The 24,533-nt window shown below is 64.8% G+C and carries 20 protein-coding genes; 12 read left to right on the top strand and 8 right to left on the bottom strand.

All coding sequences use genetic code 11. The features are described 5' to 3' along the window. Window positions 1-123: 123 nt before the first annotated feature. Together gltB and FHW94_RS13425 are read left to right on the top strand one after the other, a co-directional pair. Complete coding sequence (gltB, locus tag FHW94_RS13420; RefSeq protein WP_168556340.1) at window positions 124-4,764, top strand: glutamate synthase large subunit; 4,641 nt, start codon at window positions 124-126, stop codon at window positions 4,762-4,764. Between the two features lie 13 nt (window positions 4,765-4,777). Then, entirely contained in the window at window positions 4,778-6,211 is a 1,434-nt protein-coding gene (locus FHW94_RS13425; RefSeq protein WP_168556341.1) for a glutamate synthase subunit beta, read from the top strand. 69 nt (window positions 6,212-6,280) lie between these two features. On the opposite strand, the gene FHW94_RS13430 is transcribed toward FHW94_RS13425, so the two are convergent. Then, a complete protein-coding gene (locus FHW94_RS13430) occupies window positions 6,281-7,315 on the bottom strand; it encodes an aromatic ring-hydroxylating dioxygenase subunit alpha (RefSeq protein ID WP_168556342.1) in 1,035 nt (344 codons plus the stop codon). Between the two features lie 74 nt (window positions 7,316-7,389). Here FHW94_RS13430 and FHW94_RS13435 point away from each other — a divergent pair, with 74 nt between their 5' ends. Further along, on the top strand, window positions 7,390-7,983 hold the full coding sequence (locus FHW94_RS13435) for a TetR family transcriptional regulator (protein ID WP_168556343.1): 594 nt from the start codon (window positions 7,390-7,392) through the stop codon (window positions 7,981-7,983). Here FHW94_RS13435 and FHW94_RS13440 read toward each other — a convergent pair. The 4 genes from FHW94_RS13440 to FHW94_RS13455 are packed head-to-tail and all read right to left on the bottom strand — an operon-like array spanning window position 7,962 to window position 11,155. After that, on the bottom strand, window positions 7,962-8,618 hold the full coding sequence (locus tag FHW94_RS13440; RefSeq protein ID WP_168556344.1) for a M24 family metallopeptidase: 657 nt from the start codon (window positions 8,616-8,618) through the stop codon (window positions 7,962-7,964). The two genes, FHW94_RS13435 and FHW94_RS13440, sit on opposite strands and share 22 nt — an antisense overlap. Beyond that, a complete protein-coding gene (ung, locus tag FHW94_RS13445; RefSeq protein WP_349237517.1) occupies window positions 8,615-9,301 on the bottom strand; it encodes a uracil-DNA glycosylase in 687 nt (228 codons plus the stop codon). Before ung ends, FHW94_RS13440 begins: the two co-directional genes overlap by 4 nt. A 13-nt stretch (window positions 9,302-9,314) precedes the next feature. Further along, window positions 9,315-10,124, bottom strand: a complete 810-nt coding sequence (locus FHW94_RS13450) for a class I mannose-6-phosphate isomerase (RefSeq protein WP_168556346.1) — start codon at window positions 10,122-10,124, stop codon at window positions 9,315-9,317. Further along, window positions 10,121-11,155 (bottom strand): mannose-1-phosphate guanylyltransferase, encoded by a 1,035-nt coding sequence (locus FHW94_RS13455; RefSeq protein ID WP_168556347.1) that lies wholly within the window; start codon window positions 11,153-11,155, stop codon window positions 10,121-10,123. Before FHW94_RS13455 ends, FHW94_RS13450 begins: the two co-directional genes overlap by 4 nt. 305 nt (window positions 11,156-11,460) lie before the next feature. Between FHW94_RS13455 and FHW94_RS13460 the strand changes: the two genes are divergently transcribed. From FHW94_RS13460 to FHW94_RS13490, 7 genes are all read left to right on the top strand, one after another. After that, entirely contained in the window at window positions 11,461-12,081 is a 621-nt protein-coding gene (locus FHW94_RS13460) for a ribonuclease D (RefSeq protein WP_168556556.1), read from the top strand. Window positions 12,082-12,129: 48 nt separating this feature from the next. Then, complete coding sequence (gene lptC / locus FHW94_RS13465) at window positions 12,130-12,783, top strand: LPS export ABC transporter periplasmic protein LptC (RefSeq protein ID WP_168556348.1); 654 nt, start codon at window positions 12,130-12,132, stop codon at window positions 12,781-12,783. A 43-nt stretch (window positions 12,784-12,826) separates the two neighbouring features. Beyond that, window positions 12,827-13,417, top strand: a complete 591-nt coding sequence (locus FHW94_RS13470; RefSeq protein ID WP_168556349.1) for an LptA/OstA family protein — start codon at window positions 12,827-12,829, stop codon at window positions 13,415-13,417. Window positions 13,418-13,797: 380 nt separating this feature from the next. After that, window positions 13,798-14,820: an NAD-dependent epimerase gene (locus tag FHW94_RS13475; protein ID WP_168556350.1), complete on the top strand. Its 1,023-nt coding sequence runs from the start codon at window positions 13,798-13,800 to the stop codon at window positions 14,818-14,820. A gap of 530 nt (window positions 14,821-15,350) precedes the next feature. Continuing rightward, window positions 15,351-15,938, top strand: coding sequence for a polysaccharide biosynthesis/export family protein (locus FHW94_RS13480; RefSeq protein ID WP_168556351.1), 588 nt, complete (start codon window positions 15,351-15,353; stop codon window positions 15,936-15,938). A 14-nt stretch (window positions 15,939-15,952) separates the two neighbouring features. Next, entirely contained in the window at window positions 15,953-18,178 is a 2,226-nt protein-coding gene (locus FHW94_RS13485; protein WP_349237518.1) for a polysaccharide biosynthesis tyrosine autokinase, read from the top strand. 9 nt (window positions 18,179-18,187) lie between these two features. Next, window positions 18,188-19,390, top strand: a complete 1,203-nt coding sequence (locus FHW94_RS13490) for a hypothetical protein (protein ID WP_168556352.1) — start codon at window positions 18,188-18,190, stop codon at window positions 19,388-19,390. A 26-nt stretch (window positions 19,391-19,416) separates the two neighbouring features. Here FHW94_RS13490 and FHW94_RS13495 read toward each other — a convergent pair whose 3' ends face one another. Next, window positions 19,417-20,307 carry a glycosyltransferase gene (locus tag FHW94_RS13495; protein ID WP_168556353.1) on the bottom strand — a complete coding sequence of 297 codons (891 nt, stop codon included), beginning with the start codon at window positions 20,305-20,307 and terminating at the stop codon, window positions 19,417-19,419. Between the two features lie 76 nt (window positions 20,308-20,383). Further along, a complete protein-coding gene (locus FHW94_RS13500) occupies window positions 20,384-20,716 on the bottom strand; it encodes a hypothetical protein (protein ID WP_168556354.1) in 333 nt (110 codons plus the stop codon). A 3-nt stretch (window positions 20,717-20,719) separates the two neighbouring features. Between FHW94_RS13500 and FHW94_RS13505 the strand changes: the two genes are divergently transcribed. Together FHW94_RS13505 and FHW94_RS13510 are read left to right on the top strand one after the other, a co-directional pair. Beyond that, window positions 20,720-22,156, top strand: a complete 1,437-nt coding sequence (locus tag FHW94_RS13505; RefSeq protein ID WP_168556355.1) for an oligosaccharide flippase family protein — start codon at window positions 20,720-20,722, stop codon at window positions 22,154-22,156. Between the two features lie 75 nt (window positions 22,157-22,231). Beyond that, window positions 22,232-23,413, top strand: a complete 1,182-nt coding sequence (locus FHW94_RS13510; protein ID WP_168556356.1) for a polysaccharide pyruvyl transferase family protein — start codon at window positions 22,232-22,234, stop codon at window positions 23,411-23,413. Between the two features lie 64 nt (window positions 23,414-23,477). Here FHW94_RS13510 and FHW94_RS13515 read toward each other — a convergent pair whose 3' ends face one another. Then, on the bottom strand, window positions 23,478-24,512 hold the full coding sequence (locus FHW94_RS13515; protein ID WP_168556357.1) for a glycosyltransferase: 1,035 nt from the start codon (window positions 24,510-24,512) through the stop codon (window positions 23,478-23,480). Between the last annotated feature and the right edge of the window lie 21 nt (window positions 24,513-24,533).

Here is a 24,533-nt window from a genome sequence, read left to right on the forward strand (position 1 = left end):
GCCCTCCCCGGTTGCAAAATAACTTTCCAACAGTCATGGGGGATTCTCGCGCAACTTTCGACGCTTTCCGGCGCCGTGATTCGTGCGAGCTTTCTTTCTTTGGGTGTAGGGACGATCAACGCGATGGGATTTCCGCCGGTTCAGGGCCTGTATGATCCGCGTAACGAGCATGACGCATGTGGCATGGGCTTTGTTGCCCACATCAAAGGCGTCAAAAGCCACGCGATTATTGGCCAAGCGCTGGAGATTCTGCGCAATCTCGACCACCGCGGCGCGGTGGGCGCCGATCCGCTGCTGGGCGATGGCGCCGGCCTGCTGATCCAGCTGCCCGACCAGTTGTTCCGCAAGTGGGCCGCGGGCGAAGGCAAGGAACTGCCGCAGCCGGGCGACTATGCCGTGGCGATGTGCTTCCTGCCGCAGGACGAAGCGGCGCGGAACTTCGTGATCGAAAAGTTCGAAAAGTTCGTGGCCAAGGAAGGCCAGGAGCTGATCGGCTGGCGCGATGTGCCCGTGACGCTCGATGGCCTTGGCAAGACCGTGATCCAATCGATGCCGGTGATCCGCCAGTGCTTCATCAAGCGCGGCGAGAACTGCGCCGACCAGGATGCGTTCGAGCGCAAGCTGCTGGCGATCCGCAAGCAGACGCAGAACCCGCTCGAAGCCATGGCCGAAAAGCATGGCCTGCCCGGCGTGACCGAACTGTACCTGCCCAGCTTCTCCTCGCGCACGATCGTGTACAAGGGGCTGCTGCTGGCCGGCCAGGTCGGCTCGTTCTATGACGATCTGCGTGATCCGGACTGCGTTTCGGCACTCGGCTTGGTGCACCAGCGCTTTTCGACCAACACGTTCCCCAGCTGGAAGCTGGCGCATCCGTTCCGTTTCGTGGCGCACAATGGTGAAATCAACACCGTGCGCGGCAACGTCAACTGGATGAACGCGCGCCGCCGCACCATGGAATCCGAGCTGCTCGGCCCGGATCTCGACAAGATGTGGCCGCTGATCCCGCATGGCCAGTCCGACACCGCCAGCCTCGACAACGCGCTCGAACTGCTGGTGGCTGGCGGCTATGGCATTGCCCATGCCATGATGATGCTGATGCCCGAAGCCTGGGCCGGCAACGCGCTGATGGATCCCAAGCGCCGTGCGTTCTATGAATACCACGCCGCGTTGATGGAACCGTGGGATGGCCCGGCAGCCGTGGCGTTCACCGACGGGCGCCAGATCGGTGCCACGCTCGATCGCAACGGCTTGCGCCCGGCGCGCTTCTCGATCACGCGCGACGATCTGGTCTGCATGGCCTCGGAAAGCGGCGTTCTGCCGTTCCGCGAGGAAGACATCGTGCGCAAGTGGCGCCTCCAGCCCGGCCGCATGCTGCTGATCGACCTGGAGCAGGGCCGCATCGTGGAAGACGATGAGCTCAAGGCTCAGCTCTCGGCTGCCGAACCCTATGAGGAATGGCTCGGTGCCGCCCAGTACAAGCTCAAGGAGCTTGAAGTGGTCGAGCCCGAAGTCGTGGCGCTGCCTACCGCGACCGACAGCCTGCTCGATCGCCAGCAGGCCTTCGGTTACACCCAGGAAGACGTGACCAAGTTCCTGGAGCCGATGGCCGCGATCGGGGAAGACCCGATCGGCTCGATGGGCACCGACACGCCGATTGCCGTGCTCTCCAAGCGCTCGCGCCTGCTCTACGACTATTTCAAGCAGAACTTCGCCCAGGTCACCAACCCGCCGATCGACCCGATCCGCGAGGAGCTGGTGATGAGCCTGGTGTCGATGATCGGCCCGCGCCCGAACCTGCTCGGCCATGACGCCGGCAGCCACAAGCGCCTTGAAGTGGACCAGCCGATCCTCACGAACGAGGACGTGGCCAAGATCCGCTCGGTCGAGGCCGCGCTCGATGGCGCGTTCCGCACCGCCACGATCGACACGACCTGGGACGCGACCACCGGTGCCGATGGCCTGGCCATGGCGATCAAGGAAATGTGCTGGGCCGCCACCGAAGCGGTGCTGGCAGACAAGAATATCCTGATCCTGTCGGACCGTGCGCAAAGCGCAGATCGCATTGCCATGCCTGCACTGCTGGCGACGGCCGCGGTGCACCATCACCTGGTGCGCCAGGGCCTGCGCATGCAGACCGGCCTGGTCGTGGAAACCGGCGAAGCGCGCGAAGTGCACCACTTCTGCGTGCTGGCCGGCTATGGCGCCGAAGCGGTCAATCCCTACCTCGCGTTCGAGACGCTCGAAGCCATCCGCATCGACAAGGGCCTGCCGCTCACGCCCTATGACGTGCAGAAGAACTACATCAAGGCGATCGGCAAGGGCATCCTCAAGGTCATGTCCAAGATGGGCATCTCGACCTACCAGTCCTATTGCGGGGCGCAGATCTTCGACGCGGTTGGCCTGTCTTCGGCCTTCGTTGACAAGTACTTCACCGGCACGGCGACCTCGATCGAAGGCGTCGGCCTCAAGGAAGTGGCCGAGGAAACCGTGCGCCGTCATGCCACGGCCTATGGCGATAACCCGATCTACAAGAAGATGCTCGACGTGGGCGGCATGTACCAGCTGCGCCTGCGCGGCGAGGAGCACGCCTGGACGGCCGGCAACATCGCCAGCCTGCAGCACGCCGTGCGCGGCAACATTCCTGAAAAGTACAAGGAATTTGCCCAGACCATCAATGACCAGTCCGAACGGATGCTCACCATCCGCGGCTTGATGGAGCTGAAGCCGGCCGACCAGCCGATCGACATCAGCGAAGTGGAGCCGGCGAACGAGATCGTCCGGCGCTTTGCCACCGGGGCGATGAGCTTCGGCTCGATCAGCCGCGAGGCACACACGACGCTGGCCATCGCGATGAACCGCATCGGCGGCAAGTCCAACACCGGCGAAGGCGGCGAGGAGCCCGATCGCTTCAAGCCGCTGCCCAACGGCGATTCGATGCGCTCGGCGATCAAGCAGGTCGCCTCGGGTCGCTTTGGCGTCACCGCTGAATATCTCGTCAATGCCGACGACATCCAGATCAAGATGGCCCAGGGCGCCAAGCCCGGTGAAGGGGGCCAGCTGCCGGGTGACAAGGTCGACAAGGTGATCGGCAAGACTCGCCACTCGACCCCGGGTGTCGGCCTGATCTCGCCGCCGCCGCACCACGACATCTATTCGATCGAAGACCTTGCCCAGCTCATTCACGATCTCAAGAACGTGAACACCAAGGCGCGCGTTTCGGTCAAGCTGGTGTCGGAAGTGGGCGTGGGCACCGTGGCCGCGGGCGTTTCCAAGGCGCGTGCCGACCATGTCACGATCTCGGGCTATGAAGGCGGGACCGGCGCTTCGCCGCTCACCTCGCTGACCCACGCCGGCAGCCCCTGGGAAATCGGCCTGGCCGAAACCCAGCAGACCCTGCTGCTCAACAACCTGCGCAGCCGTATCTGTGTGCAGGCCGATGGTGGCCTGCGCACGGGCCGCGACGTGGCGATTGCCGCGCTGCTGGGTGCCGACGAGTTCGGCTTTGCCACCGCGCCGCTGATCGCGGCCGGGTGCATCATGATGCGCAAGTGCCACCTCAACACCTGCCCGGTGGGTGTGGCGACGCAGGACCCGGTGCTGCGCGCGCGCTTCACCGGCCAGCCCGAGCACGTGATCAACTACTTCTTCTTCGTGGCCGAAGAACTGCGCGCGATCATGGCCGAGATGGGCTTCCGCACGGTGGCTGAAATGGTCGGCCGGGTAGACCGTCTCGACACGCGCAAGGTCGTGGCGAACTGGAAGGCGCAAGGGATCGACCTGTCGCGTCTGCTGCACAAGGTGGAACCGGTGGAAGGCACCGGCCTCAACTGGACCGGGCACCAGGACCACGGCCTCGATGCCGCGCTCGACAACGACCTCATCGCGGCGGCGGCGCCTGCTCTTGAAGCGGGCGAGCCGGTGCGCATCGAGCGTGCGGTGATCAACGTCAACCGCACCGTGGGCGCGATGCTCTCGGGCGAAGTGGCACGTCGCTATGGTCATGCCGGCCTGCCCGACAACACGATCAACGTGGCGTTCAAGGGCGTGGCGGGCCAGTCGTTCGGCGCGTTCCTGGCCCACGGCGTCACGCTCGACCTGGTGGGCGATGCCAACGACTATGTCGGCAAGGGCCTGTCGGGCGGCCGCGTGATCGTGCGCCAGCCGGCGCATGTGGAGCGCGAGGCAGCCGAGAACATCATCGTGGGCAACACCGTGCTCTATGGCGCGATTGCCGGCGAGGCGTTCTTCAACGGCGTGGGTGGCGAACGTTTCGGCGTGCGCAATTCCGGTGCCCTGGCGGTGGTCGAAGGCACCGGCGACCATGGCTGCGAATACATGACCGGCGGCGTGGTCGTGGTGCTGGGCAAGACCGGGCGCAACTTTGCCGCCGGGATGTCGGGCGGGGTGGCCTATGTCTATGACGTGGATGGCAACTTCGGTTCGCTGGTGAACGGCGCCATGGTCGACGTGCTGCCGGTTTCGGCCGCGCGCGACGAAGACGACGGTGCCGGCCGACCGCAGCAGCGCGGGGTGGACGTCAACGACTTCGGCATGGGCGACATGCTGCGTCATGACGCCGAACGCTTGCGCGTGCTGATCGAGCGTCACCTGCTGCACACCGGGTCCAAGCGGGCCCGCGCGATCCTCGACAACTGGGATCAGGAAGTGTCGCGTTTCGTCAAGGTCATGCCGCGCGACTATGCGCGTGCGCTCCGCCAGCTTGAGGCCGAGCGCCTTGAAGCCGCGTCGGTCGCTGCGGAATAAGGAATAGACTACAATGGGTAAGGCAACCGGCTTTCTCGAACTCGACCGCAAGGACCGGGGCTATGATGCCCCGGCCGAGCGCCTGAAGCACTATCGCGAGTTCATCGTTCCGCACGACGAAGGCTCGCTCAAGGGCCAGGCCTCGCGCTGCATGAACTGTGGCATTCCCTACTGTCACAATGGCTGTCCGGTGAACAACCAGATCCCGGACTGGAACCACCTGGTCTATGAAAGCGACTGGCGCGAAGCGCTGGACAACCTGCATTCGACCAACAACTTCCCGGAATTCACCGGCCGCGTCTGTCCCGCTCCATGCGAGGCGGCGTGCACGCTCAACATCGTCGACCAACCCGTCACCATCAAGTCGATCGAATGCGCGATCGTCGACAAGGGGTGGAAGGAAGGCTGGATCGAGCCGCAGGTCGCCGCGAAGAAGACCGGCAAGTCGGTCGCGGTGGTCGGGTCGGGCCCGGCGGGCATGGCTGCCGCGCAGCAACTGGCGCGTGCGGGCCATTCAGTGACCGTGTTCGAGAAGTCGGATCGCGTGGGCGGCCTGCTCCGCTATGGCATTCCCGACTTCAAGATGGAAAAGCACCTGATCAACCGTCGTCTGATCCAGATGATGGCCGAAGGCGTGGATTTCCGCACGTCGGTGGAAGTGGGTGTGACTGTCTCGGTCGACTCGCTCAAGGAAAACTTCGACGCGGTGGTCCTGTCCGGCGGCGCAGAAGATCCGCGGCCCCTGGGTATTCCCGGCTTCGAACTGCCGGGCGTGCGCTTTGCCATGGAATTCCTCACCCAGCAGAACAAGCGCGTGGCCGGCGACGATGAAATCCGCGCCGCGCCGCGTGGTTCGCTCACTGCCACGGGCAAGCACGTGGTGGTGATCGGCGGCGGTGACACCGGTTCGGACTGCGTCGGCACGTCCAACCGCCAGGGCGCGCTGTCCGTCACCCAGCTGGAAATCATGCCGCGTCCGCCCGAGAAGGAAGACAAGGCGCTGACCTGGCCGAACTGGCCGCTCAAGCTGCGCACCTCGTCCAGCCACGAAGAAGGCGTGACCCGCGAATTCGCCGTGCTGACCAAGCGCGTGGTGGGCGAAAACGACGTGACCGGGCTGGAATGCGTCCGCGTCGAATGGGTCGACGGCAAGATGCAGGAAGTGCCGGGCAGCGAATTCGTGCTCAAGGCCGATCTCATCCTGCTGGCCATGGGCTTTGTCGGTCCGCGCAAGCAGGGCCTGCTCGAACAGGCCGGTGTGGATCTCGATCCGCGTGGCAACGTCAAGGGCAACACGGTGGACTACAAGACCAGCGTGGACGGCATCTTTGCCTGCGGCGACATGCGCCGGGGCCAGAGCCTGGTGGTCTGGGCGATCCGCGAAGGCCGCCAGTGCGCCCGCGCCGTGGACGAAGCGCTGATGGGTGTGACCGAACTGCCGCGCTGAGCGACCCGATCGTACCGCGAAAACAGGACAGGGGGCGCTCGGCAGCGAGCGCCCCTTTTTCGTGCGGGTTCAGGCCGGCTGCGGTTGTCGGGCCAGCCGCTCGACAAGGCGGTTGTACAAGATCACCGCCTTGTCATGGACCGTGGGCATGACCGCGGGATCGGGCGTCGCGGCGATCACGCGCTGTTGCGCCTCGATCATCGTCTTGTCCTCGGCAAAGGCGCGGCCCGCGATGTCCATCAGGGTATCGCGCAAGGCCGCATCGCCATGGGCGCGGTGCGGGCCCCAGGAAAAGAAATAGCGCGCCGTATCGCCGGTCATCGGCGTCACGGCCTGGCTCGTGAAGGTGACACCGCCGGTCGCCCCGGCATAATCGGGCGCACCGTAGCCGCAACGCGTGGCGGTGCCGGGTGCGAACGTGCCACCCTTCATCAACAGCACGCCCGGCACCAGGAAATCGTAGGCCATGTAGCTGTCCATCGGCGTGGCCGACATGCGCGAGGACGAACCGAGGCTGTTCTCGATCCATCGTTCATAGCGGATGCCGCGTGGCAGTGGCGTGATGCGCGCCGGCGTATCGGCAAATTCCGACCCGGCACCAAAGCTTTGCGCATGAACGAAGGTAAGGTGGCTGAAATCCAGCAGGTTGTCACAGATCAGTCGCGCCTGCGCCGCATAGTCGAGATGACCGTGCCCGAGAATATAATCGGGATCGTCCAGACCCACGGCCGGCGGGACAAGGTCTTCGTCGGCCCGCGCCGGATCCCCCATCCACACCCAGATCCAGCTGTGCCGCTCGATCGCGGGATAGCGGCGCACGCGGGCCTGCGGTGGGATGGTTTCCTGCCCCGGAATCGCGATGCACTTGCCCGATCCATCGAACAGCAGCCCGTGATAGCCACAGCGCAAGGCCTCGCCCTCGCACCGGCCCAGCGATAGCGGGGCAAGGCGATGAACACAGCGGTCTTCCAGGGCATGAAGTGCCCCCGTCGGCGTGCGCCACAGCACGATGCGTTCGTCCAGGATGGTGATGGCAAAGGGGGTCTGTGGTTCCAGTTCGTGGCTCCACCCGGCAACGTACCAGGCATCGCGGGCATAAGTCATGGGCTGTTGCCTCCTTCCGATCGCTCTCCGTCCGGCAGGTTGACTTAACAGTGTTAAGGAGTCAAGACGGTTCCATGCCGCCCCGCCCCGAACCCGCTCTTGATCGCCAGCGCCTGGTAGCCGCCGCCTTTGCGGTGCTGGAGGACGAGGGCCTGGAAAAGTTGAGCATGCGCAGCTTGGCGGCGCGGCTGGGCGTGCAGGCGCCGGCGCTTTATTGGCACATTGGGGACAAGGCCGAATTGCTGGGCATGATGGCGGCCGAAATCTATGCGGCGGCGTATTCCGCCGTGCCCAACGCGCCCGATTGGCAGGCCTGGTTGATTGCGTTTGGCACGGCCCTGCGTGCGAGCCTGGCGGGGCGGCGCGATGGCCCGAGGCTATGCGCGCTGGCCTATCCCACCGCGCCGACGGCCCCGGCAGACCATGCCCGCCATATTGCCGCGCCGCTGGTTGACCTGGGGCTGGATCAGAACCAGGCGCTGGCGTTCCAGGCTGCGGTGATCGCCTTCACGCTGGGATGGGCAACGTTCGAAGCGAACGGGCCGATGCGCGCCTTCCTGCAGGGAATGATGGATTTTGAAGGCAATTTTGCCGGCGGTCTGGGCGCACTGGTGCGCGGCTTGGGCACGCCAGCGCCCGCGCCGGATCAGGCCAGCAAATCTTCGTAGAACGCCCCGAACGGGCGGGTGGGGTGGCGAAGCTGGATTTCCAGGATCCACAGGCCTGGCGTGGGCAAGCCGTCGAGATCACCAAGCTTGCCGGCCTGGCGCGAAGGGTGTGGGTAATCGGCGACGCGATGGCCGCGCACGTCGAGGTTGAGGTGCCAGCCCATGGCTTGGGCTTCCTGCTCCGCGCGGGCGTAGAGGGCGGTGCCGCGCACAGCGCCGTGGTTCCAGATGGCCGCGATGCGGTGCCACAACTCGCGTGCGGCGGCGGCGCAGGCGTGCATGTCTGGGTCGTTGCCCGCCGCGAAGCTGGCGCCGACATCGGCTTCGTGGCCCAGCAGTACCGGGCCGATGTCGATGAAGAAAATGTCGTTTTCGGCCAGGGTCAGGTCTTCGCCGCCCCGGTCGCTGAACACGCGCAGGGTGTTGGCGCCGAAGCGCACCACCATCGCGTGCCAGGCCTGGCCCATGCCGAGGTCCGCCATGATTGCTTCGCCAAGCGCCTTGGCTTCGCTCTCGCGCAGGCCGGGATGGATCGCAGCGGCGAGGCGTTCGATGGCGGTCCAGGCCTGGGCCTGCGCCGCGCGCATTGCTGGCAGCGACCAGGCAGGGCCGACGGAGTCGACCGCCGCGTTCATGCCGGGTCTACCCGCCAGTCGATCGGGGCCTGCCCGTGGCTTTCCAGGAAAGCGTTGGCCTTGCTGAAATGGCGGCAGCCGAAGAAGCCGGCGTGGGCCGACAAGGGGCTGGGGTGCGGTGCCTTGAGCACGAGATGAGGGCCGGACGCGAGGCCGGGCACGCGTGCGGCCTTTTTCTGGGCGTGGCTGCCCCATAGGAGGAAGACGATCGGATCGGGCCGTGCCGCGACGGCGGCAACGGCCGCGTCGGTGAATTCCTCCCAGCCCTTGCCCTGGTGCGAACCGGCCTGGCCGGCTTCCACCGTCAGCGCGTTGTTGAGCAGCAGCACGCCCTGCTCCGCCCAATGGGTGAGATTGCCATGCGCCGGGCGTGGCAGGCCGAGGTCGGTTTCCAGTTCCTTGTAGATGTTGACCAGGCTGGGCGGCACTTTCACGCCGCGCTGGACCGAAAAGGCCAGGCCATGCGCCTGGCCGGGGCCGTGGTAAGGGTCTTGCCCCAGGATCACGACTTTCACTGCCGGCAGTGGCGTCAGTTCGAGGGCAGCGAGGCGCTGCCCTCGCGGCGGGTAGATCGTCTTGCCAGCGGCTTCCTCGGCACGCAGGAAACCACCCAGCGCCCGCAAGAGCGGGCTGGCGAGCACCGGATCGAGGGCGGGTGCCCAGCTTTCAGGAACCGCGGACACGCCCGTCGCCCCGTCAGGCAGCGGCCGGTCGCACGACGATCGCCTGGCCCTGCGCATCGAACGCCAGCGCATCGATCCCCGGCGCCCAGGCGCAATCGCCCGGCTTGAGGATTTCATCGCCAAGCGCCACGGTGCCGATGCGCGGGATCACCAGCAGCGGGCCGGCATAGTCGGCAGCCAGGGCTGCATCGGGCAGCCCTTCGAGGCGGTGCGCCGTGAAGTAGGCGCCGCTGGCGAGCTCTACCGTGCCGGTATCGGGGATGTGCTTGTGCAGCGCCGGATCGAGCGGCTCGCCCTTGGACACGGCGATGCCAGCATCGAGATGCAACTCGCGCGGGCGGCCATAGTCATAGAGGCGATAAGTGATGTCGCTGTTCTGCTGGATTTCGATCAGGCTGACGCCGGCGCCGATGGCGTGGACGGTGTTGGCCGGAATATAGAAGAAATCGCCCGGCTTGACCGGATGCCACACCAGCATGTCCTCGATGCTGCCATCGAGCGCGGCGGCGCGCATCGTGTCGTGGTCCACATGCTCGTGGAAACCCACGCCGAGCGTGGCGCCGGGCTCGGCATCGATCACCAGCCAGCATTCTTCCTTGCCGCGGTCCTTCTCACCGGCGGCGGCCGCCTGCGCGTCGCTGGGGTGGACCTGCACCGACAGCGCTTCGCTGGTGAAGATGTACTTGACCAGGAGGCTGGGCACTTCGGGCGGGGGCACGAACCAGATTTCGCCGATGCGCTGGCCTTCGGGCGCACTGAACGGCGCGGGCAGTACATCCTTGCCCCAGGGCTTTTCGACCGAGCGGATCGGCAGCTTGCTCATTGATTCACCGCACCTTCCAGCTTGCCCACAAGTTGCGCGCCTTCGGGCGTGCACACCAGGATGTCGTCGCCATCGACCACCACGATCAGGTTGCTGGCGCCCACGACCGAAACGCGCGGGCCATCGGTGTGGACCAGCACGTTGCTGCAGTTCTTGAGTTCGACGCGGCCCTTGGTGGCATTGCCCACTTCGTCCTTGTCGAGCGCTTCGTGCAGTGCCTGCCAGTTGCCGATGTCGGACCAGGCCATGGTGGCGGGCACCATGGCGGCGCGGCCGGTTTTTTCCATCACCGCGTAGTCCACCGATTCGCCGGCGATCTTGGCAAATTCGGCCGCGTCGGGGTGGAAGGCGTTGCCATCGGCATGGCCCTTGGCCACCGCGGCGCGCACGGCGCTGGCGATGTCGGGGCGGTGCTGTTCCAGTTCGTCCAGGAAATGCCCTGCGCGGAACGCGAAGATGCCGCCGTTCCAGGCATAGCCGCCATCGGCCAGGAAGCTCTTGGCGCGTTCCAGATCGGGCTTTTCGACAAAGCGTTCCACGCGGCGGCCACCGCTGCCCTCGATCGGATCGCCTTGCTTCAGATAGCCGAAGCCGGTTTCGGGCGCCGTCGCTGCAATGCCGAAAGACACCAGCCAGTCATCAGCGGCCAGCGCGGCGGCGGCGGTGGCCGCTGCCTGGAAGGCATCGCAATCGCCGATGTGATGGTCGCTGGGGCACACCAGCATGATGGCGTCTTCGGGCAGGCGCAGCGCAGCCAGGGCGATGGCCGCAGCCGTGTTCTTGCCCTCGGGCTCCACGATGATCTGGCTGCTGGCCGGATCGGGCAACTGTTCGACCACGTGATCGAGGTGATGCGCCCCGGTCACGACCACCGGCGGCGAAAAACCTGCTTCAGTGCTGCACCGCAGCACGGTGGCTTCGAACAGCGTGGTGTCGCCAACCAGCGGAAGGAACGGCTTGGGCTTGATCTTGCGCGAACGCGGCCACAGACGGGTGCCGCTGCCGCCGCACAGAATAACCGGTGTGATCATCGTAGTAGACGTTCCTGATTGCGTGGTCCCAGGTACCATTTTCTGGCCTTTTTACAGTAACATGCCTCTTTCTGCCAAAATGCATTGGGCGGTGGATCGACCGCGCCTTCCGGCAGGGTGGCACGGCACCGCCCCCTATTCCTAGTGTACGCCGCCAAGGGCGGCAACCGCCAATACGCTGCACCACGGCATGGCGATTGTGCGCCGCGCAGAAAGTCTTGGCCGGGTTGCGGGTGCGTGCGGGTGGTGGGATCGGCCGGACCTTGGGGTTGCCGCTTGCGCCGAACGGGCCTAAGCACGCGGGCATGGCCGTTTACCTGCATGAAGAAGACCTGCCTTCCGCCGATTTGCTGGCGCCGGGCATCGTTGCCGTCGACACCGAGACGATGGGGCTGATCACGCCGCGCGACCGGCTTTGCGTGGTGCAGATTTCCGACGGGCAGGGCGATGAGCACCTCGTTCGTTTCAAGGTGGGCAGCGACTATGCCGCGCCCAATCTGCGCGCCGTGCTGGCCGACCCCGCCCGGCTCAAGCTCTATCATTTCGCACGGTTCGATCTGGCGGCCATTCATCATTACCTTGGTGTCATGGCAACGCCGGTTTTCTGCACCAAGATCGCATCCAAACTGGTGCGTACTTACACCGACCGGCATGGCCTGAAGGACCTCGTGCGCGAATTGCTGGGCAAGGAAATCTCCAAGCAGCAGCAGTCTAGCGACTGGGGTGGCGCGGTGTTGAGCGATGCGCAACTCGAATATGCCGCATCCGACGTGCGCTATCTGCATGGGGCCCATTCCATCTTGGTGGAACGTCTCGCACGCGAAAAGCGTTCCGAGATCGCCCAGGCCTGTTTCGACTTCCTGCCGACGCGGGCCCTGCTCGACATTGCCGGGTGGGCCGACCGGGATATCTTCAGCCACGAGTAATCAACCCGCCCTGATGATCGCTGTAACGCCCATGAACGTTGTGACGCCATGACAGTCCAGGCCGATCGCATGCGCAATCGCCGCCAGCACAAGGCCGCCCCCGGCGGCCGGCACGATCGTGTCGTGCGCACGCTGGCGGTTGTGTTGCCGGGCCTGATCGGGGCGATGCTGGCGGTCATGGTGCTCAGCCCGCTCGCCCCGCGTGGGGAAATCAGCTTCCTGCTTGACCGCACCAAGGTGGCAGTCGTGGCCGATCGCCTGCGCGTGGTCAGCGCGATGTATCGCGGCGCGGACAACAAGGGGCGGACCTTTTCGGTGACAGCTGGCACCGCCGTGCAGCATTCCGCGGCGCAGGATGTGGTGCAGCTCAAGGATGTGACCGCGCGGGTCATGCTCAAGGACGGGCCGGCGATCCTCACCACGCAGCAGGGGGCCTATGACTTTGGCAAGCAGTTCATCACTGTGCCCGGCGTGGTCAATTTCGAAAGTTCCGATGGCTATCGCATGATCACCGACGGCGCTTCGATCGACCTGAACAAGCGGCGCATGGTCAGCGATGGGCATGTTGAAGGGCGCCTGCCGACCGGCACGTTTTCGGCCGATCGCATCACGGCCAACCTTGACGATCGGGTGGTAACGCTGGAAGGGCATGCTCGCATGCGGATGGACCAAGGCAAGTTGCCCCTTCCAGCCAAGCCCTGACGCCGGGCAAGCCATGACGCGCGATTCGATGAGGACAACGCAGATGACCGACCCGCTCCCTTCCTCGCCCCGCGTTTCCACGCGCGTTCTGGCGCTGCGCTCGCTGGCTGCGGGCTTTGCCCTGTCGGCCGCGATCGTGGCGGGTGCGGTTCATCTCGATGCCCAGACCTTTGCCAAGCACAATTCCAACGCGCCGGTGAATTTTGGCGCAGACCGCATGGAATTGCAGGACCGGCAAAAGCGCGTCGTGCTGACCGGCAATGTCGATATCACGCAGGAAGACCTGCGGCTTCAGGCGGCGCGCACCACGCTGGCCTATACCGATACCAATGCCGTTCAGGTGCAGCGCATCGATGCGGCCGGTGGCGTGGTGGTCACGCGTGGCGACCAGCGCGCCAGCGGCAACAGCGCGGTCTATGACATTCCGCGCCGGATCATCACGATGGTGGGCAATGTCGCGCTGCGGCGCGGCAAGGACACGCTCAACGGCGGGCGCCTGGTGATCGATCTCAACACCGGCCTTTCCAGCGTGGACGGACGCAGCAGCGCGCCGGCACCGGGTGGGACGGGCACCACCACCGCGCCGAGCGGCCGCGTCACCGGCACGTTCAACGTGGCGAAGAAGAGCACCTGAGCGTTTAGGTCGTGAACTCATAAATGGCGCCCCCGAGGTTTGAGGCCAAAGGCCCCGTCGCGAGGAGAAAGCGCGCGGGAATATCTTACATATTTCAAGTGCTTTCGACGCTGCGAGGGGGCCTTTGGGTCAAATCCCGAAGGGACGCCAAAATGGCTTCCATCTCAGCCCAAAGTGCCCTTGCAAAGGCTACCAGCCTTCGCGGCGCACACTTTGGCCCGATATGTTCGCCATTTTGGCGCCTCGGGGGCGCCATTTATGAGTTCACGACCTAGGTCGCGACCCAGCCAACGGCGCAAAAGCGTTACCCTTTTTTCGCTTCTGCCGGTTATGGCAGCGGCAAGGCGGACAGGCTCGTGCGCCGCAAGTGGAGACGCAGCGTGGCTACCCTGGTTACCGGCAATGCCGGCTTCATCGGCTTTCACACCGCCAAGACCTTGCTCGAACGAGGCGATGCCGTCGTGGGGCTGGACGTGGTCAACGATTACTATGACCCGGCGATCAAGGAAGCCCGGCTGAAAATCCTGGAAGAGACGGCGGCGCGCACGGGTTCGTCGTATCGCTTCTTCCGCGCCAACCTGGCCGATCGCGGGGCGGTGGAGCGTGCGTTCGAAGACGGTCAGGTGCGCCGCGCGGTGAACCTCGCGGCGCAGGCGGGGGTGCGTTATTCGATCGAGAATCCGCACGCTTACGTCGAAAGCAATATCGTCGGCTTTACCAACATCCTCGAAGCCTGCCGCCATCAGGGAATCGAGCATCTGGTCTATGCGTCGACCAGCTCGGTCTATGGCGCCAACAAGGCCATGCCGTTCAGCGAGCATGTTGGCGTGGATCACCCGCTGCAATTCTATGCCGCCACCAAGAAGGCGAACGAATTGATGGCGCACAGCTATAGCCATCTCTACCGGCTGCCCACCACTGGCCTGCGCTTCTTCACCGTCTACGGGCCCTGGGGCCGGCCGGACATGGCGCTGTTCCTGTTTGCCCGCGCGATCCTCGAAGGCAAGCCGATCAACGTGTTCAACCACGGGAATCACACCCGGGATTTCACGTATGTGGATGATATCGTGGCCGGTGTGATCCGTGCGCTGGATCGTCCGGCGGCGCCCGATCCGGCGTGGGATGCACACCAGCCCGATCCAGCCACGTCGAACGCGCCCTATCGGATCTATAACATCGGCAACAACGCGCCGGTCAAGCTGACCGCCTATATCGAAGCGCTGGAAGAAGCCCTGGGGCGCAAGGCGGAACGCAATCTGCTGCCGCTGCAGGCCGGCGATGTGCCCGATACTTATGCCGACGTTTCCGATCTGGAGCGGGACCTGGGATACAAGCCGGCCACCACGGTGCGCGAGGGCGTGAGCCGATTCGTGGCCTGGTATCGCGATTACCACGGGGTGTAGCGCGAGTCCCTGCGCGGCCGTTCTTACGCAACTGCGAGATGGATTGCCTGGTTTGTACTGTGCGGAATTCCGCGCAGCAGAAGCGATCAATTTTGCACTGCGAGATAATGGTATATCGTTACTTGTGCGACGAAACGGGCCGTAAAGGCGATGAGCGGGGAAACACTTAGGCGGGCTTTGCCATATGCCGGCTGGAACTGCTGGCATTGCAATGGCATTGTTACACCGCCGGGGTAATCATGGGGGGCGCCATGTCACAGCACGACAAGCTGCGCAGAATGCTATTGTGCAAAGCAGCAATAGCTGGCATCGCTCCGTTCCGGAGATTTCTTCGGCAGGGAGAAAGGCGTGTGCTGTCGTCTTCCATGGCGGCAACAGATCGCTGACGATCGCTTCGAATGACCAAAGCAGGAGCACGTATCCAAGTGAAGCTTCCACCCAGAATTGCGGTTCTTCTTGCGAGCGCTGCCGTGTCGGGTTGTGCAACGCCCGTTGCCCCCACCGTGAAGCAGGGCCAAGACGCATACCAGGTGGCACAGCCCCAGGCGGAAACCAAGCTGCCCGATCAGTACAAGATCGGCCAGGGCGACGAGCTCTCGCTCGCGGTGTTCGGCGAGCCTGACCTGAGCGCGGCGAAACTGGTCGTGGACGAGGCCGGCCGCATCCAGGTGCCGCTCGTCGGTTCGGTGGTGGTTGCCGGCATGTCTCCCGACGAGGCGACGAAGGCAATCCAGAACCGGTTGGGCTCACGCTATCTGCGCGATCCCCAGGTGACGCTGAACGTGACCACCGCCGCTGAAAAGCTGGTTTCGGTGGAAGGCCAGGTCAACCACGCCGGTTCCTATCCCATCACGCCCAACACCACCCTGCTGGGCGCGATCGCCATGGCGCAGAGCCCGACGCGCATCGCCAAGCTGGACGAGACCATGCTGTTCCGCAACGTGAACGGCCAGCGCATGGTGGCGCGGTTCGACATCAAGCGCATTCGTGCGGGCATCGACCCGGATCCGCAGGTGTTTGCCGGAGACGTGATCGTGGTCGGCTTCTCGCAGTCGAAGTCGATCTACCGCGACATCATCTCGATGGCCGGGCTCCTCAACGTCCTGACCCGTTTCTAATGATCGGCGGTACCGTGCACAACAACCCCTCCTTCGCTCCTGCTGGCAGCGCCGCGCCGCGCGCGATGTCGGATGCCTTTGCCGATCTTGCCGAATACGACGACGAGGGCAGCAAGATCGACGTTCGCAAGATCCTGCTCGTCATCCGCGCCAACTTGTGGCTCATCGGCTTGATCATTGCAGGTTCACTGGCGCTGGCGCTGGTCTTCACCATGCTCAAGACACCGCGCTACACCGCGGTTGCCACGGTGCAGATCAACAACCAGTCGGCCCAGGTGCTGGGTGACGATCAGCAGGATGCCTCGCAGGGCGAAGTTGCCTCGCCGCAGGATACCGATCGCTTCCTCAAGACGCAGATCGCCATTCTCAACAGCCGCGCCATTGCCGAGCGCGTGGCCCAGCGCCTGCGCCTGACCGGCAATCCGCAGTTCTATGCCGGCATGGGCGTGCCCGCGCCCAAGCCTACGGCCAGCCCGCAGCAGGTGCGCGAATATACGCTCAACCTGCTCAGCAACAACGAACTGGCCGACATGACGCCGGCTTCGCGCCTGGCAACGATCACGTTCACCAGCATCGACCAGCAGCTTTCCGCGCGCATCGCCAATGCCTGGGCCAATGAATTCATCCAGGCCAACCTGCAGCGCCGCTATGACAGTTCGGCCTATGCCCGCGATTTCATTTCGGGCCAGCTCGCCGAAGCCAAGGCCAAGCTCGAGCAGTCGGAACGCGATCTCAACGCCTATGCCCGGCAGGTCGGCCTGATCCGCACGCGCGATGCCGCGCCCACGCCCGGTGACGCCGACAGCGGCGGGACCACCGGTTCGGTGACCACGGCCAGCTTGCTGCAGATCAACACCGCGTTGAACCAGGCGCAGGTCAACCGTATGGCCGCCGAGCAGCGCTGGAAGGCCTTGTCGGGTGGCAACCTGCTGGGCGCGCCCGAAGTGCTGGCCAACAGCACGATTACGTCGCTACTGGCCGACCGCTCCCGCGCCGAGGCAGAACTGCAGCGCGAACGCGCACGCCACCTCGACGACTTTCCGTCGGTGGTGCAGGTCAAGGCCCAGATCGTTGGTATCAACCAGCAGATCAATTCGGTGGCGCAGAGCATCCGTACGTCCGTCAAGGAACAGTACGATGCGACGGTCGAAGCCGAGAACAATCTCAAGCAGCAACTCTCGCAGCTCAAGGGCACTTCGCTCGAAGAGCAGGACAAGTCGGTTCAATACAACCTGCTTGCCCGCGAAGCGGATACCAACCGCAGCCTGTATGACGGCCTGCTGCAGCGCTTCAAGGAACTGAACGCGGCGGCCGGCATCAGCGCCAGCAACATCTCGATCATCGATGCGGCCGAGCCGCCGTCGATCCCCAGCTCGCCGGTGCTGGTCAACAACATGTTGATCGCGCTGCTTGCGGCCCTGGCGATCTCGGCGCTGGTCGTGCTGATCCGCTTCCAGCTGGACGATGCGGTCCGCGTGCCGGAAGACATCGAGGAAAAGCTGGGCATGCCGTTGCTTGGCGTCATTCCCAAGGCGGAAGACACCACGCCGGCCGCGGCCTTGGCCGATCCGAAGTCGGCGGTGAGCGAAAGCTACAACTCGCTGCGCGGTTCGCTGCTCTATTCGACGGCAACCGGCCTGCCGCGCTCGCTGCTGGTCACCAGCTCGCAGCCTTCGGAAGGCAAGTCCACCACCAGCCTGGCCGTGGCCACGGGCCTTGCCCGCCTGGGCAAGAAGGTGCTGCTGCTCGACGTCGACATGCGCCGCCCCGCGCTCCATGCGGTGATCGGGGTGACCAACGAACACGGCATGTCCAGCCTGCTTACCGCGCAGGATACGCTGGCCGACGTGGTGCGTGAAACGGATGAGCCCAACCTGCAGGTGATCACTTCGGGTCCCCTGCCGCCCAGCCCGACCGAACTGCTCAGCTCGGGCCGCCTGACCCAATTGCTGCGCGAACTGAACGAGATCTATGACGTGGTCATCCTCGACAGTCCGCCGGTGCTGGGCCTGGCCGATGCGCCGCTGATGTCGGCCATTGTCGATGGCGTGATGCTCGTCGTCCAGTCCGACCGTAGCCGCCGCGGCTCGTTGCGCGCTTCGCTGCGCCGCCTGCGCGCGATGCACCCCAATGTCCTGGGGGCGGTGCTGACGATGTTCGACGCGTCGAAGTCGGGCAACCGCTACTCCGAATACTATGGCTACAACTACTACCGCTACACGCCCGAGAACGAGGCCTGAGGTAAAGCCATGACGGGCTCGCCGTTGGGCAAAGTGTCGGGGCTTGGCAAGGTGTCGGGCTATGCTGCGGCGCTTGCCTTGGCCGCCTATGCCGGGGTGGCCGCTTTCAGCGGATGGGATCGGCTTTCGATCGTCGATCCCAACGTGCGCGCGCCGACCGGTTGGGCCTATGATACCTTCAGCGCGCGGGCGCTGGCCGGGGATGCCAACGCGGCAGCCCGGCCCAAGGATGCGCTGCCCCTTGCGCAGCGCGCCTTGCTGTCAGACCCGGTCGATGCCTCGGTGGTGGGCCTGGTCGGGGCGGCGCACTTCCTGGCCGGCCAGTCCGACGATGCCGATGCGGCATTCCGCCTGTCCGCCGGCATGGGCTGGCGCGACCTGCCCACGCAGATCTATTGGTTCAACCGGGGGCTGGACCTGGGCCAGGCCGATGTCGCCGCCCAGCGCCTGGACGCCTATCTGCGCCAGGTGCAGGACGATGACCGCACCCAGACCATGCTGAACGACATGGTGGCAAGCCCCGAAGGACGCGCCGCGATCGTGCCCCGGCTGGCCGAGGCGCCCACGTGGCAGCGCATGTTCCTCTCCGCACCCTCCACCATGGCGCAGCAGGACTTTGCCAACCGCTATGCCGTGGTGCGGCACATGCGCGCCGGCAGCCTGGGCTGCCCGGCGGTGAGCGGGTTGACCACCGGGTTGATGCGGGTGGGCCTGTTCAACGAGGCGCAGGATATCTGGAGCCGCGAATGCGAACCGGGCAATGCCCTGGTGCACGATGGCCAGTTCCTGCGCATCAATCCCGATCCACAGGCGCACAATTCGGTGTTCGACTGGCAGGTGCCGAGCAGCGGGACCGTGGAACTGCTGGTCAGCGACTTTGGCAACAATGGTGCCCACCAGCTCGACCTGCGGGTTTCCGGGGCCAGCCCCTTTTCGGTGCTGCGCCAGGTGGTGGTGTTGCCGGCGGGCAGCTATCGCCTCTCGTGGGCGATGCCTGGCACCACGGCGACCGAACTGCGCGCGTTGAAAGTGGGCCTGGGCTGCACGTTCGACCAGGGCATCGCCCAGACGCCGATACCGCAAGCCGGCGGCCGGGTTGCCACGCAATACCTGCTGGACGATGCCTGCCAAGCCCGCGCGCTGGTGTTCTGGCTGGCGCCGGGCACCCAGGTGCACATCGCCGATGTGCGGTTGGAGCGCGTGACGGGCTGAGCCAGCCAGGCCAGCCGGTTATCCGGCTATTTGCGGCGCGGGACGATCAGTGGCGTGCCGCGCGGCACGATCGGCCCCAGCACCAGGCAGAACGAACGGATCGCCGCCGCTCGTGTCCGCGTGGCATCGCCTTTCAACAGCGAGACGAAAAAGCGCCCGATGCTCTTGGTCAATTGCCAGGCATAAGTGGAATAGAGCTTGTGCTGGACCAGCACGGCGCCATTGCCCAGGGCATAGAAAAACGACCGGTCCAGTTTGATCGTATCGTTGGCGGGCAGGGGCGGATGATCGACCAGTAGCCCGGCCACGCGGCGTCCACGATAGCCGGCCGCAAGCAGGCGCAGCCCGAAATCGAGACCCTCGCTCGATCCGTGAATGCAGCCGATGCCCAGCGTGGGATCGAATCCCGTGGCGCGAAACGCATCGGTTCGGATCGTCACGCCTGGCTCCCACATGTTGCCGATGATCGTCTTGGGCGAAAAATCGATGTCGGCGGCAATGGGGTCGGCCGCCTGCACGGCGCCCTCGGACCGGATGTTGCAGGCCAGGAAATCCAGCCTGTCGCGCTCGAGCAGGGCAATGGCATCGTGCAGCGCCGTGTCGCCCACCGGATAGGTATCGTCATCGAGGAAGCACAGGAACGGATGGCTGGCCAGTTCCGCACCCTTGTTGCGTGCCAGCGACGAACTCCAGATGGTGAGCGGCAAGACGCGCACCCCGGGGAAGGATGGGGCATTGGCCACGTCCCAGCCTTGCCAAACTAGGATGATCTCCACCGTCACGTGCAACTGTTCGCGCAGATGGTCGAGCACGGTGCGCAGGCGTTCTTCGCGGCCGGAATTTTCCACCGTGCAGATGATGATCGTGATCGATGGCGTGGTGGGCGTGGGGGCAGATGTCTGGGCGTCAGCGGTCATGGCGTTTTCCGTCGGTGAAGCGGGCGGTGGTTTGGCGCCGGATGGGCCGACGACGCGCACAGGCGCCGCTTTGGCTTCATGCGCGATTCCCCCGGGTCTTGCCAAGGGGGCATGACATGAAATTTGCTGCGTTGCGGCAATTGGTCATGCCGCGAACTTGTAAAATCTTCCGCGCTGCAAAATAAAATGGCTGACCAGCGCTTGGCAAAGTCGGCGATCCATTGACAAGAACAGGTTGACCCGACAGACCTTTGCCAGGGGAACGGCCATTGCGCAGTGCACAAGGGACGGACAAGCCGTAGCCCGATCCGGCATGGCGATGCGGCAAAAAGCGCCAAATTGTGCGGGATAGGCTGGTTTCTGTTTCGTAAACCATGGTTTGCTGCAATTTCGGGACGGTTTTGAACACGGTATGAGCTACTCCAAACTCGCGATGAAAGGCGCAATCTGGTCGTTGCTCCAGGTTCTCGCCGAGCGCTTTACCCAGACCGTGGTCATGCTTACGGCAGCCCTGTTCCTGGGGCCGCACGATTTTGGCGTTGCGGCAATGGCCACCGCCCCGGCCATCATTGCTGCATCGACTTTGCAATCTGGCAACCAGTTGATTGTGCAACGCGAAGAGGCGGATGCCCGGTTTCTGGATACCGCGTTCGGCCTGTTCATCGGGATCGGCATTGCCGCCGGCGTGGTGATCGCTGCGCTGGCGCTGATCTTTCGCCTCCTGCCTGGCTATGACAACATCTGGCTGATGATCCTGCCCACGGTGGCCGCGCCGCTGTCTGCGGCGGTGGGCGTGGTGCCCGAAGGCCTGCTGATGCGCACGTTCAATTACCGCGTGCTGGCGATCCGCAAGACCGCCGGCCAGGCAATTGCCGGCGTGGCTTGCTGCGCGATGGCGGTCTATGGCTTTGGCGCGTGGAGCATCGTGGTGCAGGTGACACTGGCGCCGATCATTTCCACCGTCATCAGCCTGTTTGCAGCGCGCTGGCGGCCCACCGCGGTTGCCCGGCTGGGTGACATGGCCGATGTCAGCCGCTTTTCGGGTGCGGTCCTGGGCGTCTCGGTGCTCAACCAGATCAACATCCGCTCGGTCGACGTGATCGTCGGCATGATCGCCGGTCCGACCGCCACGGGCGTGTTCCGCCTGGCGCGCACCGTGCTCGATCTGGCCACCAGCCTGTTCCTCAACCCGGTCAACAACACGCTCCTGCCGATCTTCTCGCGCATGGCCGGTGACCGGGAACGCACGATCGAGGCGATGTGGCAGGCTTGCGGTATTACCAGCCTGATCGCATCGGTGCCGTTCGTCGCCTCCACCTTTGCCGGGCCGTTCGTGGCCGACCTCGTGTTCAAGGGCAAATGGCCGCACCTGGCCGAAACCGTCACGGTGCTGCTGATCTCGCTGCCGTTCGTGGCGATGATCGTGCCGTTGCAGACCTACCTGGTGGCCACTGGCCGCCCGCGCCTGGCGCTGTGGAACAACTTTTTCCAGACCATCGCCAACGTGGTGATGATCGCGGCGGGTGCCTATTTCGGTATCGTCTGGGCAGCGGGCGCATTCAGCCTGCGTTGCATGCTGGGCGGGCTGGCGCTGATCTTTGTGATCCGCAAGGTCACGCCCGATATCCGCATCGCCAAGGATGTGGTGACTTCGCTTCCAGCGGTGGTTGGCCTGGGCGTGGTGGGCGCGGTCGGTGCCTTGACGTGGATCGCTTCGCTCGATCTGTCGCGGCTCTTGCCCACGCTGGCCACCACCACCCTGGCGCTGCTGCTTTATGCAGCGATCACGTTCCTGTTCTTCCGCGCGCGCATCAGCACTGTCCTGATGGCCGTCAAATCGAAGCGCTAGTTTTGTTTGCCGTGCGATTTGTTGACAAATACCGGTATCCACTTTTTGTCATCGCACTCAAGAAGGAGCCACGCCATGGCGCGCATTGCAGTCGTCTGCGCCTTTCTGCCCAGCCGCAACACCGGCATGTATACGGTGGATCTGTCGGCCTATGCCTATTTCACCAGGGCCTTTCCCGATGACGAAGTGACGTTCTACTGCCTCGGCAGCACGGCCAAGCTGGGCTATTCCAAGGAAGAAACCCACCAGGAATACCAGCAGCTGAGCGACCATGTCGACGCGGTGCGCGAGGCGGACCTGATCGTCTACTGGGGCGATTTTCTGCACTCCAAGGGCTATTGGGAAGCAGACCTTGGTGGCTGGCTGGTGCGCGACGGGATCAGCCCCGATCGCGACGCTGCCCGCGAATTGATCTATCGCGCGTTGATGCTGGAAGACGCCAGCGATGAACTGCTGGCCAAAGTCGTGGTGTTCGGCGGCACGATCATCACCATCGGCGCCAACGACCTGGCCGATGCGCGCTATGCCAAGGCGCTGCGCCGCCTGATCACCAAGGCCGGTGGCATCTATTTCCGCGATGCGCTTTCCTCGGTCAAGGCTTCGCCCCTGCGCGGCGACCAGGCCACGCTGGGCAGCGACTGCGCGCTGCAATTGTCAAAGGACGATTTCCTCCAGTACGGGCTGGTCGATAGCTTCCCCGAAAAGCCGGGCGAGAAGCTGGGCGTGTTCTTCGGTCGATCGAAATGGATTGCCCAGCCCCTGGCTTTGGGCCGGGCCGTGGCGCGGCAGATGGGGGCAGAGGCGATGTGGGTGCCCTGGCTGCGGTCGGCGCCGCGCCAATTGCCGCTGGCACGCCTGTTCGGCTTTCCCGCCACGCGCGAACCGCCGCTGCCCAAGGATGCCATCGCCAAGCTGCTGGAATGCAAGGCAGTGGTCACCGATACGTATCACCTCTGCGTCAATGCCTGGAATCTGGGCATTCCGGCGGTGTGCATCGGCTTTGGCAGCCAGCACGTGGGCCACACCCTGGGCGACAAGAAGAAGGAAATCCTTTACGCCCAATACTTGGGCAGCCCGTTCTACATCTATCGCGAGCACATCCAGAACCCGACGGCGATCCCCGCCGCGGCACGTTATGCCGCCAAGATGCTGGGCGAAACCGACCAGATCGAGATTGTGAAGGCATCGATCCACGAACAGGCGCAGGCCGCGCGGGCGCGCCTGGCGGCGGCTTGCCGCCGCGTGCTGGGCCGCTGATCTCTCCGGCCCCTGCGTAACGCAAAAAACCCCGCTGCCCATGCCGGCAGCGGGGTTTTTCGTTTCAGCCGATCCGCGCCAGCAGGGCCTGTGCAATTCCATGCCAGCTGAACTGATGGCGATAGGCCGCCACCGCATCGGCAGCCGGCGGCGTGGCCGCGGCGTCGGCCACTGTCTGCGCCAGGGTGTTGGCATCGATCGACAGCGGCACGAAGCGCGCCCAGGGCGGCGCCACGCGGCGGTGAATCTCGATGTCGCTGCACACCACCGGCAGGCCCAGGCTGCCCGCCTCGACCAGCGGCATGTTGAACCCTTCGGCCAGCGACATGCTGACGAAGCAGGTGGCATGCTGGTACAGCGCCAGCAGCGCGGTATCGCTGGCATGGCCGTGCCATTCCAGCTTGCCGGCGCGGGTGGCAAGCTGGCTTTCCCATTCGGCAGCGACCGGGCCCCAGCCACTGCGGCCCACCACGCGAACCACCCAGGGGGCAGGCAGGGCATCGGCCATGGCCACCACGGCGGCATAGTTCTTGCGCGGCTCGATCGTGCCCACCGCGATCACGCCGGGCTGGCTGCGATCGGGGGCGGGCGCGGTGGAGAGATCGATGCCGGGGGCATTGCCGATCGTCGCCACCTGGCGGCGCAGGATCGTCGCCAGGCTTTCGGCCATCAGCGTGGTGGGGGCAACGATATCGCGATAGCGGGGCGCCATGCGGGTTTCGGCGTGCTTGAACAACATGCGCCCGCGCAAGTTCATGGCCTGGCCGCGCGTCCACGGGAAATCATCGTGGATGATGCGGTAGACCGGGGTGCCGAACAGTAAGGGGCTGGGCGGAAACGCCGGGCAAACCAGCGCACGGGGCCGCGCCTGCCGCCAGGCCGCCGTGCGCGACAGGCCGAGCCAGCCGCGAAAGCCGCCAGGCACCTTGATCATGCTGCCATCTTGCAGATCATCGAGCACGGTCGAGCGATCGTCCACGAAAGCCACCACGTTGGTGGCCCGGGCGCGCATCGCGCGGAACAGGTTGATGGCATAGCGTTCGATTCCGGTTGATGCGTTGGGCCTTGTGGCCAGCACCAGGTCTATGGCGATTGTCAAAGCGTTCGGCCCCCGATGATA

The sequence above is a fragment of the Novosphingobium sp. SG720 genome, assembly GCF_012275365.1.
Lineage (GTDB): Bacteria > Pseudomonadota > Alphaproteobacteria > Sphingomonadales > Sphingomonadaceae > Novosphingobium > Novosphingobium rhizosphaerae.